This is a genomic window from Streptomyces sp. NPDC020780, from assembly GCF_044334475.1.
Taxonomy (GTDB): Bacteria; Actinomycetota; Actinomycetes; order Streptomycetales; family Streptomycetaceae; genus Streptomyces.
In genome coordinates this window covers 17724-34546 of record NZ_JBIRTB010000010.1, presented here as the reverse complement: position 1 = coordinate 34546, position 16823 = coordinate 17724, and the positions used below count along the sequence as shown (strand labels likewise).

Below are 16823 nucleotides of genomic sequence, written 5' to 3'. Positions count from 1 at the left end.
CCTCACAACGACGCGACGCCGTCCTCACGGACAGACCACCTGGTCACCCGTCACCGCGTCGAACTCGCCCCGCTGCGGATCCTCGCCCCTCACCCGCCGCACCCCGCTGAAGTCGGCGCCCGCCGTGACCTTCATCGTCGCGCCCTGCCCCTTCACGGCCTTGAGCTCGCAGCCGGGCAGCGCCGCGGCCAGGGACCTCGCGGACCGGTCCCACCGCGGGTCGTACCTGACAAGCGTCCGCTTCAGCACGTCCGGGCCGTCGTTCAGCGGCAGGCGGGTGGTGTTGAAACCGGTGCCGCGCAGGGCCGCGTCGACCTCCTGGCCGAGGCCGTCCCGTGGCGTCCCGTTGTAGACCTGCACCCGGATCTGCTGCGGGGCGACGGCCACGAGGGTGGCCTTGGGCTGCTTCGGCAGGTGCGCGGTGAGCGGTTTGTCCTCCCGCAGCGCCCGGAACAGCTTCTTCGCCTTGGCCGCGTCCCACTTCACCGTGGCGCCGATGCCCTTGACCCGGTACCCGTCCGCCTCCAGCGGTACGGAGGTGAACTCCGACGAGGCGGGCGTGAAGCGGCGCATGGCCTTGCCGAGCTCCAGCATCTGACCGGTACCGAAACCGCTGTCGGCGCGGACCGAGTCGAGCATCGACGAGGCGACCTGCTGGAACTTCACGGGGTTCATCAGGACGCCGCTGCTGGTCACCTGCTTGATCAGCGCGGCCATGAACTTCTGCTGGCGCTGCATGCGGGCCAGGTCCGCGGCCCCGTCGACGTGCCGGGAGCGCACGTACTGCAGCGCCTGGCCGCCGTCCAGCTTGTGGGGGCCCGCGCTCAGGTCGAGACCGGTGTAGGAGTCCTTGAGCGGCTTGGCGGTGCAGATCTCCACCCCGCCCACGGTGTCGACCGTCTTCATGAAGCTGGTGAAGTCCACCTCGAGATAGTGGTCGATCTTGATGTCCGTCATCTGCTCGACCGTGCGCACGGTCAGCTGCGGGCCGCCCTCGGCGTACGCGGCGTTCAGCTTCACCGGATGGGGGGAGTGCTGCTTGCCCGTGGTGCGGTCGGTGTGCGCCGGGATCTCGGCGTAGCTGTCGCGCGGCAGGCTGACGACGCTCGCCCGCTGCTTGTCGGCCGAGAGGTGCACGAGCATGAGGGTGTCGGTGCAGTGGCAGGGCGCTCCGCCCAGCCTGTACTTCTTCTTCTCGTCCTCGCTGATCCGGTCGCGGCCGTCGGTGCCGACAAGCAGGAGATTCGTGCCGTGACCGCCCTGGGGGCGGTTCTTCATGTCCTTGAAGGGATCGACCCGGTCGATCCCCGTCTCCAGGCCGCTCACCACCGCATGGCCGATCCCGCCGGCGCCCAGCACCAGCACGGAGAGCCCGGTGGCCACCCGCATGCCCCACCGGGGCGGCACCTTCCGGCCGCCCGGCAGGCCCGCCCGGCCGTTTGCACGGCTGCTGCCACGGCCGCCGCCACGGCCGGTGGCGCCCGCCTGCCGAGCGGTTCCGCGCGGCGCGGGGGCGGTGCGGGGACGAGGTGGACGGGGCGATCGGTGCGGCGTGGGCACGAGGGACACCTCCGCGGTTCGGGTGGGACTTTCGCACGGTAGGCCCATACGACTTGCAGACCGGGACGAGACCCGGCGGCGCGCGCCCGTGTCCCCCGTTCGCGGTAACGTGGCGGCCGAATCACGCCGCCTTCCGGGGTGCGAAGCACCCCGGAGCCCCGGCACCCCCGAGGACCCCCCGAGGACCACATGTCTGCCGCGCAGTACCCCGCCGTCTCCGTGATCATGCCGGTGCTCAACGAGGAACGCCATCTCAGGAACTCGGTCCGGCACATCCTGGAACAGGAGTACCCCGGTGAGATGGAGGTCGTGATAGCCCTCGGTCCCTCGGCCGACCGCACCGACGAGATCGCCGCCGAACTGGTGCGGGAGGACTCCCGGGTCCACACGGTGCCCAATCCGACCGGCCGCACACCCGCCGCGCTCAACGCCGCGATCAAGGCCTCACACCACCCGATCGTGGTACGGGTCGACGGCCACGGCATGCTCTCGCCGAACTACATCGCCACCGCGGTCCGGCTCCTGGAGGAGACCGGTGCGCAGAACGTCGGCGGCATCATGCACGCCGAGGGGGAGAACGCCTGGGAGGACGCCGTCGCGGCCGCGATGACGTCGAAGATCGGCGTCGGCAACGCCGCCTTCCACACCGGTGGAGAGGCGGGCCCGGCCGAGACCGTGTATCTGGGGGTCTTCCGCCGCGAGGCGCTGGAGCGGGCGGACGGTTACAACGTGGAGTTCGTCCGGGCCCAGGACTGGGAGCTGAACTTCCGCATCCGCGAGGCGGGGGGCGTCGTCTGGTTCTCCCCGGAACTGAAGGTGCGGTACCGCCCGCGCCCCAGCGTCCGCGCGCTGGCCAAGCAGTACAAGGACTACGGCCGCTGGCGCCACGTCGTGGCCCGGTACCACTCCGGCTCGATCAACCTGCGGTACCTGGCTCCGCCGACCGCCGTCTGCGCGATCGCCGCGGGCATCGTCGTGGGTGCCGTCGTGACCCCGTGGGCGTTCCTCGTCCCGGCCGGCTACGTCGCCGCCATCGTGGCCGGGTCGCTGCCCGCGGGCAGGGGCCTGCCGCTGAAGGCGCGGGCGCAGATCCCGGTGGCACTGGCCACCATGCACATGTCCTGGGGGTACGGCTTCCTGACCAGCCCCCGCTCGCTGGCGAAGAAGGTCATCGCCAGCCGTCGCCCGGCCGTGCGGGAGCAGACCGTCTGACGGCTGCCGTACGGAGCAGGGGGCCCGCCGGTTCGCCGGCGGGCCCCCTGCTCCGTACGGGCTCTACCAGGTGTAGTTCGGGTTGACGTGCATGCACGCCCCCTCGTCCTCACCGTTGAGCGCCTTCGCGGTGTCGGGGGTCTTCTCCTCGGCACTGGGCGCGGGATAGCTGCCGTCCTCGCGCCAGTCGGCGCCCACGGCCAGCGTGACACCCGAGACGTCGGTCGACTTCTTCACCTGGGACAGCGGGATGCCGAGGGCCTTGGCGACGGCCTGCGCGTCGCCCTCCAGGTCCGCGGAGGGGTAGAGGAGGCCGGTACGGGCGGCGGGTTCGACGTTCTGGGAGTCGGTCGTGGCCCGGGCGAAGCCCGCGTCCGTCAGGAGGTCCTTGACGGTCGTCGCACGGCCCTTTGCCGGGGCGAGCGAGTCCGTGCCGGTCGCGTTGCGCACGCTGACCGCGATCTCACCGGTCGGTGCGGCCTGGTCCTTGGTCACGGGGGCCTTCCGCTTGGACGCCTTGCCGTCCAGCGGGATGTCCTCGCGGACCATCCGGAACAGCTGCTCGGCGTCGCCCGGCTTGGGGAACACCCGGCCGCTGAGACCGCCCGTGCCGTAGACGTTCGGCATCGTCGTCATCGTGATGCGCCCGGTCGGGGCCTTCTTGAGCTCTTCGGCGAGGTCGTACAGCTTCTTGACCGTGTCGAGGCCCTTGTCGACCGTCAGTGCGCTGGTGGCCGCCTCGGCGAGGTCCATCAGCTTGCCGGGGTCGGTGAGCTTGGTGCCCTTGCGCAGTTCGCGCACCATCGAGTTCAGGTACTGGTGCTGGGCCTCGGCCCGGCCCAGGTCCGTGTTGTCCTCGAAGCCGTACCGGGTGCGCAGCCACTGCAGGGCCTGCTTGCCCTTGACGGGCGTGGTGCCCTTCTCCAGCTTCAGACCGGAGCCCTTGCCGTCGCTGCCGTGCGAGTAGATGTTGGCGTCGACGCAGACCGGCACGCCGCCGACCGCGTCGGCCATCGACACCACACCGGAGAAGTCGATCATCATAAAGTGGTCGATCGTGATGCCGGTGAGTTCGTACCAGGTGGCCACGGTGCAGCCCGGACCGCCCCTGCCGAGGCTCTCGTTGGTCTGCACGTTCCCCGTGCTGGCCGAATACACCTTGCCCGTCTCGGGGTCGGTGCACTTCGGCATCTTCAGCATGGTGTCGCGCGGCATGCTGACGACCGAGATGTTGCTGCGGTCGGCGGAGAGGTGGAGCAGCATCTGCACGTCCGCGAGCGGCGCGGCGCCGAACGTCTCCTTGGCGCCGCCCAGCTTCTGGTTCTCCTTGGAGTCCCGGGCGTCCGAGCCGATGATCAGGATGTTCAGCGGGGTCTGCCCGGCGGCGTTGGCCTTGTGGTCGGCCATCTTCTTGTCGCCGAGCGTCAGGTCCTCCTTGCGGAGGTTTCCGTTGAGGTGCCTGTAGTAGAGGTAACCGGCGGCGCCGGTGCCGAGTATCAGGAAGGCGAGTACGGACGCGGTCCAGCGCAGTATGCGTCGCTTGCCGCTCCTGGGAGCACGCCTCGAGCGGCGGGCCGGTCCTCCCTGGCGATGCCCGTCCTCCGGCCCGTCCGACCGTTCCCGTCGGCCGTGCCCGCCGCGCCCCTCCCCCTCCCCGCCCTCGCGGGCTCCGTCGGCCGGGCCCTCGTGCCGGACACGCGACCGCGTCCCCTCCCCGCGCGTACTGCTTCGTCCCACCAGGACCCCCCTGCTGCTCAGACTTTCGCTGTGGCGCCGCGACGCCTCGTCACTTCGCGCATTCCGCCTTGTCGGCGCTGGCCTTCTGTATGTCGTCCGGCGCCTTGGCCGGACCGGCGACGGGTACTCCCGCGCCCTTGAAGTCGGCTCCCAGGGTCAGGACCATCGCCTGAAGTCCCTCGGCATCGGTCGTTCCCTGCTTCATCGCCGTGGCGGGCAGCCCCATCATCGCCGCCAGGGCGCGGGCCTGGTCCGCCTGGTTCGGCGCGTACGCCAGGGTCGTCCGGTCGGTCTTCGACGGGGCGTTCGCCTTGTTGGTGGACTTGAGCACGCCCTGCTCGTTCTGCAGCCAGGTGACCGTCGCCTGGGCGGCCCCCGGGGTGTCGCCGCCGTTGAGGACGTCGACGCGTACGTCGGCCGGGGCGGCCTTGGGGCCATCGAGTGCCGCCGCCCGCTCGGTCCGGGCCGCCTTCTCCTTCTTCTTCACCTCGGTCAGGGAGGTGTCGGAGCGCATCACCGCGAACAACTGCTGCGACTTCTGCGGGTCCACGACGACGGTGACGGGTGTCGGCTCGGCCGGGTTGTCGATCACGGGCAGCGTCACGAAGGTGATGTTCTTCGTGTCGATCCTGCCGAGCTCCTTGGCGAGCGACGTCAGCTTCTTGATCGAGCCGATGCCTGAATCGACGGTGAGTGCCTTGGTCGCCGCGTCGGCGAGGCGGAAGAGCTTGGAGGGATCGGTCAGCGTGTCGTCGGACTTCATCTGCCGGATCATCGAACCGATGAACTGCTGCTGGACCTTGATCCGGTCGAGGTCGCTCTCGTTGCCGAAGCTGTGCCGGGTGCGGACGAAGGCCAGTGCGTCCTCGCCCTCGACGATGGACTCGCCCGCCGGCAGGTCGAGGTGCGAGTCCTTGTCCTTCACCGCCTTGGCGAGGCAGACCTTGACGCCGCCGACGGCCGTGGAGAGTGTCTTGACGGCGTTGAAGTCGACCATCATGAAGTGGTCGACCGAGAGACCGGTGAGCTCCTTGACCGTACGCATCGTGCAGCCCGGGTCGCGCCCTTCCTGGCCGAGGCTGACGTTGAACCGGACGTTCTGCGAGCCGGGTATGACCTTCTCGGAGCCGTCCGGCTGCTTGGTGGTGCAGTCCGGGACGTCCGTCATCAGGTCGCGGGGGATGCTCATCGCCGTGGCGTTGGTGCGGTCCGCGGAGACGTGGAAGAGGATGTTGGTGTCGGCGTGGCCGGTACTGCCCTTGTCGCCGTAGCCCTCGTTCCCCTCTCCGGTGCGCTTGTCCGTGCCGATGATCAGGATGTTGAGCGGGCCGTCGGCGGCGATGTCCTTGCTGCCGGCGTCACCGACGTCGACGGTGGCGAGGTTGCCGTTGAACTTCTGGTAGAGCGCGTACGCTGCGCCCGAACCGGCGACGATCACGAAGGCCATGACCCCGCCGGTCCACAGCAGGGCTTTCTTCCGCCGTGACCTCGGGGACGGGCGCTTGCGACGGCCGGTCTGGGGTGCCGGGGCGCGGCTGCTCCGTGCCGAACGGCGGTCGCGCTGAGCGGGCACCTCGGTGCCGGAGGGAGGGCGGTCCGCCGTGCCCGGGGATTCGGGCGACTGCCTTCCGGAGTGGTTCAGTCGCAGTTCGTAATGGCCCGTCCGCGGGTTGAGCACCCACTGGTCGGCGGGATCGATTTCACCCGCCTGCCCACGGCTATGCGCGTCCACGTCTTCCTGAATCCTTCGTCGGTGCCACGCGAGGCGCCTCCCCCGGAAAGCGCTCGATCGGTCCCCCCGGCGGTGCGCGGCCTGACGGCCGCAAGCACCGGATCGCGTCACACTATCCGGCCGATTCGGCCATCGGAGACACGCGTGAGGTATTCCACGCCCCTTACAACTGGGCATTCCGGCTATTCCGTTCCGTTTGCCTCTCCTTCCTTGAATATCGCTTTACGGATCACACAGGTCGTCGGCCGCACTCGATCCCGAGTAGGTGGGGGACGGCGCCGGGCTTCCGCTCGCGGCGGGGGGCCTGACGCCGGACGGGGTCTCGCCGGAGCTGTGACCCGCCTGTGAGTCCCCTGTGCGGATCTCGTCGGCGGGGACCACGGTGACGGGGTCGTCCTCGCGCAGCTGCTCGAACAGCCGGCCGGCGTCGGGCTGGAGCAGCTCGTCCCGGTTCGCGTTCCCGCGGTAGGCCTGCCGCGGCACGGTCAGGAACTGCACCTTGTCCGTCGGTACGTTCCGCATTCCGCGCACCAGGTCGTACAGGTCCCGCAGGGAGCTCAGCCCCGGGTCGGTGGTGAGCGACTTGGTCGCCGCGTCCAGCACCGGGTAGAGCCGCCCCGGATTCAGCAGGACCCCGTTGCTCTGCATCTTGTGGACGAGGGCCCCGAGGAAACGCTGCTGGCGTTCCATCCGCTCGGTGTCACTGCCGTCGCCGATCGACTTGCGGGCCCGTACGTATCCGAGCGCCTGCTCTCCGTCGAGCTGCTGGCGCCCGGCCGGGAGCTTCAGGTGGGCGTCGGCGTCGTCGACGGGCTTCTTGAGACAGACCTCGACGCCGTCCACGGCGTCGACCATGTCCTTGAACCCGTTGAAGTCGATGACCATGTGGTGGTCGACGCGAATGCCCGTCATCTTCTCGACGGTGCGGATCGTGCAGGCCGTGCCGCCGAGCTCGAAGGCCCAGTTGAACTGGGCGAACTGCTTCTTCGTGGCCTTCTTGCCGGCCGTGCGGCAGCTGGGGATCTCGGCCATCAGGTCGCGCGGCAGCGAGACCGCGGTCGCACTCCTGCGGTCGGCGGCGAGGTGCAGCAGGATCGTGGTGTCCGAGCGCTGGCTGCCGCCGTCGTCGCGGCCGTACCTGCGGTTGTCGCCCGCCCGGGAGTCGGACCCGATGAGCAGGATGTTCTGCGCGTCCCGGGCGATCGGCCTCGGCCGTTCCTTCTCGTACGCCCTGAGCTCGGCGGCGGCGCCCGTGTCGGTCGTGATGTTTCCGTCGAGCTTCTTGTAGAGCCACCAGCCGGTCCCGGCGGCCACCAGCACCAGGAACGACGCGGCGAGGGCCGCCCAGCGGACCCAGTGGCTCCGGCGGCCCGGCGGCCCGGCCTTCGGCCGCTCCGCCCAGGTGCCGACCCCGGCGTCGCCCGCCCCGGCGGCGGGGCCGCCCTGTTCGGCGGTCCCCGACGCGTCCTGCGTCCCGTCCGTGGGCTCGTCCCCGGACGAGGGGTCCGGGCGGTCCGGAGAGCCGGCACTGTCGGTCACGTCTGCGTCCATCCTTCACGTTCGGCGGCGCGCGGGGCCCGCCGGTCGCAGAAGTAGACGGCTGAACCTCACGCTTGGTTGTGCCTTCGGGTGGAGTGGTAGGTACCGCCCGATCATGTACCGCCGTGCGTGCTCAGTCCCGGGGGCTCGGCCCGCCCTGGGCCGGACGGGTGGCCCTGGGAGCGCTTGTCATACCGCGCTGCCGGTGACCCGCTCGCTCTCCACGCGCCGGGCCAGACCCTCCTCGTCCAGCCGGTCCAGATGACGGCACAGGACCACCGAGGCGCCCGCGGCCAGCGGCGCGAACAACCCGGCGGAGAGCCCGTCCCAGGTGTCGTACGTACGTCCCGTCAGCAGCCGCGACCCCGGGGCGAGTCCCAGCTCCGCCGCGTCCTGCCGGGCCCGGGCCACCAACCGGTCCGCCGTCAGCTCGGCGCCGCCCACGGCCAGAGCGGGAGCGGCGGGATCCACCGGCGCGTACGGGGCGAAGCGGTCGCCCTGGCCCGGTACCTCCACCGCGTAGTCCGCGAACCCGTCCGGAGCCTGCGGGAAACGGCCGCCCAGGGGGCGCAGGGCCAGTGCGACCCGCTCCCCGCGGCAGGCGCGCGCCCGCTCCAGCGTGTCCGGTCCGCTGACGACCAGGTCCGCGCCGGCGGGGTCGCCCTGGACATCGGCGACGACACCCACCGAGGAGCAGGCGAGCAGCCAGACCGCGGACTGCCAGTGGGCCGGCAGCAGCAGGGCGAGCCGGTCCCCGGGCTCCGCGGCCAGGTCGCCCTGCAGCAGATTGGCCGTCTTGGCCACCCAATTGGCGAACGTCGCCACCGACAGTTCGACCCGTTCTCCGGTTGCGTCGTCGTAGAAAGTGACGAGGGGGCGGGCGGGATCCGCGGCGAGCGCGGATCGCAGCAGGTCGGCTGGGGTGCGATCACGTGCGTTCATCCGGGCAAGGGTACGCGGGGGACGTCGCCGGGGACGGGCGGGCGGGTGACGCGTACACCGGTTCGGCAGACGGTCCGTCAGGTTTCCGCGGATGCACTCCAGTAGCCGGGAATGCCGGACTCCGCCAAGGATTTCCTGTATGCGTGCACTTCTCTCCACTTCCATCGGCGTCACCTGCGCGGCGGCACTCACCCTCCCGCTCGCCGCACCCGCGCCGGCCGTCCCCGTTCCCGCCCCGGTCGCCCACGCGCCCGCGGCCGCCCCCGCCGAGCCCCTGGGCTCGACGCAGTCCCTGCCCCTGCGACCGCTCCCCGGCGCGGCCTCCCGGGCCGCCGGCGAGCCCACCGGCTCCGCGTCACTCTTGTCCCCCGCCGGACAAGGCCTGCGGCGGCTCGACCCCCACCGCTTCTCCCTCGTCGGCGTGGTCTGGGACGACGCCGACACCGAACTGCACGGCACCGTCCAGGTCCGCACCCGAGCGGCGGGCACCGGCCGGTGGTCCGGCTGGCAGGACCTGGAGACGCACAACGCCGACCACGCCGCCGACGCCGGCAGCGCCGAGCGCGAGTCCGGCACGGTCCGCGGCTCCACCGCCCCGCTCTGGGTCGGGGACTCGGACGGTGTCGAGGTGCGGGTGCACGGCGAGACCGGCGGGCCGCGCACCGGAGCGGGCGACACCGCCGCGCTCCCCGCAGGCCTGCGGGTGGAGCTCGTCGACCCCGGCGACGACCCGCAGCAGCCGTCGGCCGCGGGCGCCACCCCGGCCGTGGCCACCTCCTCCAGCTCAGCCGCCACACCCGCCGTCTCCCCGCAGCCGGGCTCGCTCCCCGACTCCGCGGGCCTCACGGTGGCCGCGGCCGAGAGCTCCGCGGTGAACGCGGACCTCGCCCCGCTCGGCGCCGCCGAGATCCCGGCCCTGAGCAAGGCCGAGTCCGAGGAGCAGGCGGTCGTCGCGGCGGGCGCCAAACCGTTCGTCGGACCCCGCCCGCGCATCGTCACCCGCAAGGGCTGGGGCGCCGACGAAAGCCTGCGCGAACGCGCCTTCGCCTACACGAGCACGGTCAAGGCCGCCTTCGTCCACCACAGTGCCACCGGCAACAACTACACCTGCTCACAGGCACCCTCGGTCCTGCGCAGCATCTACCGCTACCACGTCAAGAGCAGTGGCTGGCGGGACTTCGGCTACAACTTCGCCGTCGACAAGTGCGGGAACATCTACGAAGGACGGGCCGGAGGTGTGACGAAGGCGGTCCTGGGGGCCCACACGCTCGGGTTCAACACCAACAGCATGGGCATCGCGGTCCTCGGCTCTTACGGCTCCAAGAACCCGCCCGCCGCCGCGGTGAACGCGATCGCCAAGCTCACCGCCTGGAAGCTCGGACTGTTCGGCCGTAACCCGAAGGGCAAGGTCACGCTCGTCTCGGGCGGCAGCGGCAAGTACAAGAAGGGCGCGAAGGCCACGCTCAACGTCATCGCCGGCCATCGCGACGGTTTCGCAACCGAATGCCCCGGAAGCCGTCTCTACAAGAAGCTCGGCACGGCCCGGACCGCTTCGGCCGCCCTGCAGGGCCGCTGACCGGGAGAGCTCCGACCGGTCTGCATACACTGGCCAGCCGATACGAGGCCCGGCCCCAGCAGGAAGCAGAGACGGTGCTGTGACAGAGGCAAGAGAAGCGATCCTCCTGGTCGGGGGCAAAGGCACCCGGCTGCGTCCGCTCACGGTGCACACCCCGAAGCCGATGGTGCCGGCGGCGGGCGTCCCGTTCCTCACGCACCAACTGGCGCGTGCCAGGGCGGCGGGGGTGGAGCACATCGTGCTCGCGACCTCCTACCTGGCGGAGGTGTTCGAACCGCACTTCGGTGACGGTGCGTCGCTCGGCCTCTCCATCGAGTACGTCACCGAGCACGAACCGCTCGGTACCGGCGGAGCCATCCGTAACGTTGCGGAGCGACTGGTCTCGGGCCCGGACGACCCCGTACTGATCTTCAACGGGGACATCCTCACCGGCCTCGACATCCGGGCCCTGGTCGCATCGCACGCCACCTCCGGGGCGGACGTCTCCCTCCACCTCACCAGGGTGGAGGACCCGCGCGCCTTCGGCCTCGTGCCGACCGACGCGACGGGCAGGGTGACGGCCTTCCTGGAGAAGCCGCAGACGCCCGAGGAGATAGTCACCGACCAGATCAACGCGGGGGCGTACATCTTCCGCCGGTCCGTCATCGACACCATCCCGGCCGGCCGTCCCGTCTCGGTGGAGCGTGAGACGTTCCCCGGGCTCCTCGCCTCCGGCGCCCACCTCCAGGGCATGGTCGACTCCACATACTGGCTGGACCTCGGCACGCCCCAGGCGTTCGTACGCGGTTCGGCCGACCTGGTCCTGGGGCGCGCACCCTCCCCTGCGGTGCCCGGCCGCTGCGGCGACCGGCTCGTCCTGCCCACCGCCTCCGTGGCCGTCGACGCCAAGCTCACCGGCGGTACGGTCGTCGGCGAGGGTGCCGTCGTCGGGGAGGGCGCCAGGATCACGGGTTCCACCGTGCTGGCCGGTGCCGTCGTCGAACCGGGCGCTGTGATCAGCGACTCACTGATCGGGGCCGGTGCCCGGATCGGCAGCCGTACGGTCCTCGCGGGCGCCGTGATCGGGGACGGCGCGCAGGTCGGCGCCGACAACGAACTGCGGGACGGCGTACGCGTCTGGTGCGGTGCGGTCCTCCCGGACGCCTCGGTCCGCTTCTCGTCCGACCAGTGAACGGCCCCGGCCCGCGTACCGTCCGAGCGGCGGGCCGGGCCTTCGCCGGGGTCTCCCGCGGCCGGTGAACGGTTTCCTCCGGCCGTACCCTCGACAAGGGCTGTCCCGTAGTTCCCGGCGGGCGCGCGAAACGACTACGGCACCTCGCCGCGTCGTCGGAACATCCCCGTACCCCGTGCATGCGGACGATCCGCCGCCGTTCCGCACCGCATCCGACGCCGCCCGCCGATCCACCGGGACCTGCGGGACAGCTCTCAGGCACCCCGACGACCGAGGACCTCAACCGTGGCAGGACGCTTCGCAGCCCGCACCACCGCCGTACCCCGCCGGCAGCCGGCGGCCGCGGACGCGTCCGCCTCGCACCTGACCAGGACGTGGACGCCGCCGTGGCCGCTGGACCTGCGGCTGGTCCTCGGACCGCTGCGGCGGGGCCCCGCCGACCCCGCCTACCGGGCGCTGTCCGACGGCTCGTTCTGGCGGGCCACTCGCACCCCGGCCGGCCCCGGCACCCTCCGCGTCTCGGCGACCCGGGACGGCCGGATCTCGGCGGCGGCCTGGGGCCCCGGGGCCCAGTGGCTCCTGGACCAGCTGCCCGCGCTGCTCGGCGAGGGCGACGCACCCGACGCCTTCCGCCCCCGCCACCGGCTGCTCGCCCTGACCCACCACCGGCGGCCCGGCCTGCGCCTGCTGCGCACGGGGCTGGTGATGGAGTCGCTGATTCCCTCGATCCTGGAACAGAAGGTCACCACCGACGAGGCCTACCGCGCCTGGCGCCTGCTCGTCCGCACCTACGGCACCCCGGCCCCCGGCCCGGCGGACCCGGACTTCGGCACGTACGGGTTGTACGTCCTGCCGGACGCCCGTACCTGGGCGACGATCCCGTCCTGGGAGTGGCACCGCGCGGGCGTGGACGCCAAGCGGTCGGCGACGATCCTGCGCGCGGTACGGGTCGCCCGCCGTATGGAGGAGGCGGCGTCGATGGAGCTCCCGGAGGCCATGGCACGGCTGCAGCTGATCCCGGGCATCGGCCCCTGGACCGCGGCGGAGACCCTGCAGCGCTCCAACGGCGCGTCCGACGCGGTCACGGTCGGCGACCTCCACCTGCCGGGGATCGTCGGCCACGCCCTGGCGGACGACCGGAACGCCGACGACGAGGCCATGCTCGCCCTGCTGGAGCCGTACGCGGGCCAGCGCCACCGCGCGACCCGCCTGATCCTTCTCTCCGGCCGCATCCCGCCCCGTCGGGCCCCCCGCATGACGCCGCGGGACATCGCCCCTCTGTGACAGGCGGGGGCTTTCGCACACGCCCTGGCATGCCGACGGGGCCCGTACGTCCCGCCTACCGGACGGTGATGAACGCCCCCGCGTCCCGGGCACCCCGGGCCGGCGGAGCCGTCTTCGCGTGGCCCACGGCCACCGCGCCCAGCGGGTCCCAGCCGGCCGGCAGGTCGAGCACCTCACGCACCACGTCCCGGCAGAACATCGTCGAGGAGACCCACGCCGAGCCGAGCCGCTCACCCGCGAGTGCCACCAGGAAGTTCTGTACGCCGGCGCCCGCGGCGACCACGAACATCTCGCGCTCCGCCGTGTCCCGGCGCTCGTCCCCGTAGGTGTGCGAACCGTCCATCACCAGGCAGGGCACCGCGAGGTAGGGGGCGTTACGCAGGACGTCGCCGCGACGCACCCGCCTGGTGATCGACTCCTCGCTCCGGCCGTCGCGGCGCAGGTCCGCGATCCACGCGTCCCGCATGGCGTCGAGGAGCCGGGTGCGCGACCGTGCGGACTCCAGCAGGACGAACCGCCACGGCGTCGTGTGGTGCGGCGCCGGGGCCGTCACCGCGGCCGCGACCGCCCGCCGGACGGCACCGGGGTCCACCGGTTCGTCCGTGAACTCCCGCACGGTACGGCGCAGTCGGAGCGCCTCACGGACCGCCTCGGAGGTCCCCAGCCGGAACATGTCGTCGGCCGCGACCCGCACCATCGCCCTGGCGCCGTCCTCCGGGCCGTCCTCGGGTCCGGGGCCGGCCACCAGGTGGGCGAGCCCCCGCACCACGGCGACCGGCAGGCCGGACGCCTTGCCCTTCACCAGGTCACCGGCCGAGGCCAGTTCGTCGGCCGTGGCGACGACGGTGGCGCTCAGCGGATTGCCGTAGGTGTCCGTGCCGCCCCGCAGGTCGTCCAGTACCCGGACCCCCGCGGCACCGATCGCCACATCGGTCAGCCCGTTGCGCCACGGGCGCCCGAAGGTGTCGGTGACGACGACACCGACCTCGACGCCGAGCGTGTCCCGCAGCCCGTCCCGGATCGACCGGGCAGAGGCGTCCGGGTCCTCGGGGAGCAGCAGCACCGTCCCGGCCGGGGTGTTCGACGCGTCGACGCCCGCGGCGGCCATGACGAGCCCCTGCCGGTTCTCCACGATCCGGAGTGCCCCGCGCCGGGCGACGACCCGGACGGTCTCGGCGTCGATCGCGGCCTCACGGTCGGCGGCCTCGACGATCCGGCCCTCCGCCTTGGAGACGATCTTCGAGGTGACCAACAGCACGTCACCGTCGGCGAGGCCGGGCTCGGTGGCGGCGATGAGCTTGGCCAGGTCGTCGCCCTCCCGGACCTCGGGCATCCCGGGCAGGGCCCACACCCGGTACGAGGGCGTTCCGTCGCTCATGCCCGGACCTCCTCGGCCAGCGCGAGCGCCTGCCGTGCCATCTCGGCGGTGGCGTCCACGTCCGTCATCATCAGCGGGACGGCACGGCAGCGGATACCGGCGGCCTCCACCTCGTCGACGGCTCCGGCGTCCACGGTGTCGACGAGCCAGCCGTCGAGCAGTCCGGACCCGTAGTGCCGGGCGACGGCGGAGGCCGTCGACTCGACGCCGACCGCGGCCAGTACCTTGTCGGCCATGCCGCGGACGGGGGCGTTCCCGACGATGGGGGAGAGGCCGACGACCGGCACCCCGGCATCGGCGATGGCTTCCCGGATGCCGGGTACGGCGAGGATGGTCCCGACGGACACGACCGGGTTGGACGGCGGGAAGACGATGACGTCGGATCCGGCGATGGCCTCGAGGACGCCCGGCGCGGGCTCGGCCTGTTCGGCGCCGACCGGGACGACGGCGTGCGCCGTGACGGAGGCGCGCAGCTTCACCCAGTACTCCTGGAAGTGGATGGCCTTGCGTTCGCCGTCGACGTCGACCGCCACATGGGTCTCCACGCGGTCGTTGGACATCGGGAGGAGCCTGACGCCCGGTTTCCAGCGGGCGCAGAGCGCCTCGGTGACGGCGCTCAGCGGGTAGCCCGCGGCGAGCATCTGCGTACGGACGATGTGGGTCGCGAAGTCGCGGTCGCCGAGCCCGAACCAGTCTGGCCCCACGCCGTACGCCGCGAGCTCGTCCTTGACCTGGAAGCTCTCGTCGGTGCGCCCCCAGCCCTGTTCCTCGTTGATGCCACCGCCGAGGGTGTACATCACGGTGTCCAGGTCGGGGCAGACCTTCAGCCCGAACAGATGGATGTCGTCACCGGTGTTGCCGATGACGGTGATGTCCGCGTCCGGGGCGGCCTGCTTGAGGCCACGCAGAAAACGAGCACCACCGATACCGCCGGCCAGAACCACAATGCGCATACAGACAGTCTGTCAGGCGGAGCCTGGCGTTGTGGGGGTGGTGGTGGGCGACGGGTGGGCTGTCAGGTGGTCAGGGTGTGCTGGGCGCACTGGGTCGCGTGCATGGGCATGTCGGTGAGGCCCGGGTGGTAGATGTGGAGGCTGACGGCCGGTTCGAGCGAGCGGTTGACGACTTCGTGGACGTAGCCGGGGGCGAAGACGCGCTGTGAGCCGGCGTCGAGCGCGTGTGTCCCGCGCCCGGTGTGTTCCGTCAACCGGCCTTCCAGGACTGTCAGTACTCCGGAGGACGGGCCGTGGTCGTGGAGTCCGCTGCCCTGGCCGGGGACCCAGCTGAGCAGCCATACCTCGTAGCCGGCCGGGGTCTGTCCTGCCGGGCCGGAGCCGGGGGCCGGGGGGAGCGTTTCCAGCCGGTGGTACCAGCGGGTGGTGGTGTCGTACCGGACGAGCGGGGCCCACCGGGCGCGGTCGGCCGCGATGGTGCGGGCGAGTCCGGCGAACTCGGCCACGGTGGAGGGATGGGGGCGGGGCGGCTGGAGGAGGTGCTGGACCTCGAGGATGTCGCCGGCGATCTGGAGATCGCTGTCGCTGTTCATGGGTGCGGGGATTCCTCGGCGTGGGGAGGCGCGTGCGGGGGAGGCGTCGCGGGTGCCTGCCGCGCGGACGCGGGTGGCGGGCGGGGGCGCGGGTGTCGCGGGGACCGGGAAGGCTCGGCAAGGGACCGGGTCGCAGGAGGAACCGGGTCAGAGCTGGAGCGTCGGGCTCAACAGCTGTGACAGCTGGAACAGCAACAGCGGGCCTGGACAGCCGTACGGAACCCACGGATGTGGGCCGGGTACATCGCTGCGGTCGCTGGCATACGGCCAAGGAGACCGGTTGGGCAGGTGTCCTGTCAACCCGGTGCCCGATGTGGCGGCAATCTTTCACCTCATCCGGTCGGCGAGGAAGAAGAAAGGTTTTAGCAGGGCCAGGAGAGGCAAGGTGGCGCAACAGCCGTCTCCTCGAACGCGGCAGGGCGACCGTGACCCGAATGTGATCTTGGTCGCTTCGGTGATCGAATCGAAACACCGAGGTGGCGCGGGTCGTCTCGCACGGTGAGAAGCCGTGCCGGGAAGGCCTGCGACAGATGTCAGGTTTTTGGTGATTTGCACACTTTCTGCATACGCTTGGTTCCGCAGAGTGAATACCGGGGCCAATAGCAGATCTTCGCTTGACTGGCTCAGAGATACACACTTGTAATTTCACTCGTGTTGTTCGGCCTCACGTAACGGCCGCAGCACGGGGACGCAAGAGACAGACGAGGGGCGCACATGACCGAGCTGTTCCAGCAACTGCTGGTCGAGGACGCGGACGAAGAACTCGGCTGGCAGGAGCGCGCGCTGTGCGCCCAGACCGACCCCGAGTCCTTCTTTCCCGAGAAGGGCGGGTCGACCCGCGAGGCCAAGAAGGTCTGCCTCGCCTGTGAGGTCCGATCCGAGTGCCTCGAGTACGCCCTCAACAACGACGAACGGTTCGGTATCTGGGGCGGCCTGTCCGAGCGTGAGCGGCGGCGCCTGAAGAAGGCCGCCATCTGACACACCGCGCGCCCGGCTGCCCGGGCGCCTCCCTCCCCGCCGGTCAACCGCTCGGCGCGGGGCGCACGTGCCTACCGTTAGTGTGGGGCCCCGTCCGAGAGACGCGCCAACGCCCCGTCGGGGCGCGCGTGTACACCGATGCAGCCCCCGGGGGGACGCCCCTCCGGA

General features: G+C 71.5%; 13 protein-coding genes. 5 read left to right on the top strand and 8 right to left on the bottom strand.

Annotated elements, in window-relative coordinates:
* Positions 1-24 precede the first annotated feature (24 nt).
* Positions 25-1389, bottom strand: a complete 1365-nt coding sequence (locus ACH4VO_RS20375) for an LCP family protein (protein ID WP_360987364.1) — start codon at positions 1387-1389, stop codon at positions 25-27.
* Positions 1390-1749: 360 nt separating this feature from the next.
* Here ACH4VO_RS20375 and ACH4VO_RS20370 point away from each other — a divergent pair, with 360 nt between their 5' ends.
* Positions 1750-2772 (top strand): glycosyltransferase family 2 protein, encoded by a 1023-nt coding sequence (locus ACH4VO_RS20370; protein ID WP_360987366.1) that lies wholly within the window; start codon positions 1750-1752, stop codon positions 2770-2772.
* A gap of 63 nt (positions 2773-2835) precedes the next feature.
* Here the strand turns inward: ACH4VO_RS20370 and ACH4VO_RS20365 are convergent, their stop codons facing one another.
* The 4 genes from ACH4VO_RS20365 to ACH4VO_RS20350 all read right to left on the bottom strand — a co-directional run bounded on the left by ACH4VO_RS20365 (position 2836) and on the right by ACH4VO_RS20350 (position 8722).
* Entirely contained in the window at positions 2836-4509 is a 1674-nt protein-coding gene (locus ACH4VO_RS20365) for an LCP family protein (protein ID WP_360998030.1), read from the bottom strand.
* Between the two features lie 49 nt (positions 4510-4558).
* The gene (locus tag ACH4VO_RS20360) at positions 4559-6241 is read right to left on the bottom strand and encodes an LCP family protein (protein ID WP_360998031.1); all 1683 of its coding nucleotides are present in this window, start codon (positions 6239-6241) and stop codon (positions 4559-4561) included.
* Positions 6242-6463: 222 nt separating this feature from the next.
* Positions 6464-7792, bottom strand: coding sequence for an LCP family protein (locus ACH4VO_RS20355; protein ID WP_360998033.1), 1329 nt, complete (start codon positions 7790-7792; stop codon positions 6464-6466).
* 177 nt (positions 7793-7969) lie between these two features.
* A complete protein-coding gene (locus tag ACH4VO_RS20350) occupies positions 7970-8722 on the bottom strand; it encodes a TIGR03089 family protein (RefSeq protein ID WP_360998035.1) in 753 nt (250 codons plus the stop codon).
* A gap of 139 nt (positions 8723-8861) precedes the next feature.
* Between ACH4VO_RS20350 and ACH4VO_RS20345 the strand changes: the two genes are divergently transcribed.
* From ACH4VO_RS20345 to ACH4VO_RS20335, 3 genes are all read left to right on the top strand, one after another.
* Positions 8862-10298: a peptidoglycan recognition protein gene (locus tag ACH4VO_RS20345; protein ID WP_360998036.1), complete on the top strand. Its 1437-nt coding sequence runs from the start codon at positions 8862-8864 to the stop codon at positions 10296-10298.
* Between the two features lie 79 nt (positions 10299-10377).
* Positions 10378-11469, top strand: coding sequence for an NDP-sugar synthase (locus tag ACH4VO_RS20340; RefSeq protein WP_360998038.1), 1092 nt, complete (start codon positions 10378-10380; stop codon positions 11467-11469).
* Between the two features lie 285 nt (positions 11470-11754).
* Positions 11755-12753 (top strand): DNA-3-methyladenine glycosylase 2 family protein, encoded by a 999-nt coding sequence (locus ACH4VO_RS20335; protein WP_360998040.1) that lies wholly within the window; start codon positions 11755-11757, stop codon positions 12751-12753.
* Positions 12754-12808: 55 nt separating this feature from the next.
* On the opposite strand, the gene ACH4VO_RS20330 is transcribed toward ACH4VO_RS20335, so the two are convergent.
* The 3 genes from ACH4VO_RS20330 to ACH4VO_RS20320 form a co-directional block, all read right to left on the bottom strand.
* Entirely contained in the window at positions 12809-14131 is a 1323-nt protein-coding gene (locus tag ACH4VO_RS20330) for a coenzyme F420-0:L-glutamate ligase (protein WP_360998041.1), read from the bottom strand.
* Positions 14128-15084, bottom strand: a complete 957-nt coding sequence (gene cofD / locus ACH4VO_RS20325) for a 2-phospho-L-lactate transferase (RefSeq protein ID WP_360998043.1) — start codon at positions 15082-15084, stop codon at positions 14128-14130. The genes ACH4VO_RS20330 and cofD overlap by 4 nt, the downstream gene beginning before the upstream one ends.
* A 62-nt stretch (positions 15085-15146) precedes the next feature.
* Complete coding sequence (locus tag ACH4VO_RS20320; RefSeq protein WP_360998044.1) at positions 15147-15677, bottom strand: cysteine dioxygenase family protein; 531 nt, start codon at positions 15675-15677, stop codon at positions 15147-15149.
* 714 nt (positions 15678-16391) lie between these two features.
* Here ACH4VO_RS20320 and ACH4VO_RS20315 point away from each other — a divergent pair.
* A complete protein-coding gene (locus tag ACH4VO_RS20315) occupies positions 16392-16655 on the top strand; it encodes a WhiB family transcriptional regulator (protein ID WP_031093859.1) in 264 nt (87 codons plus the stop codon).
* Positions 16656-16823: the final 168 nt, after the last annotated feature.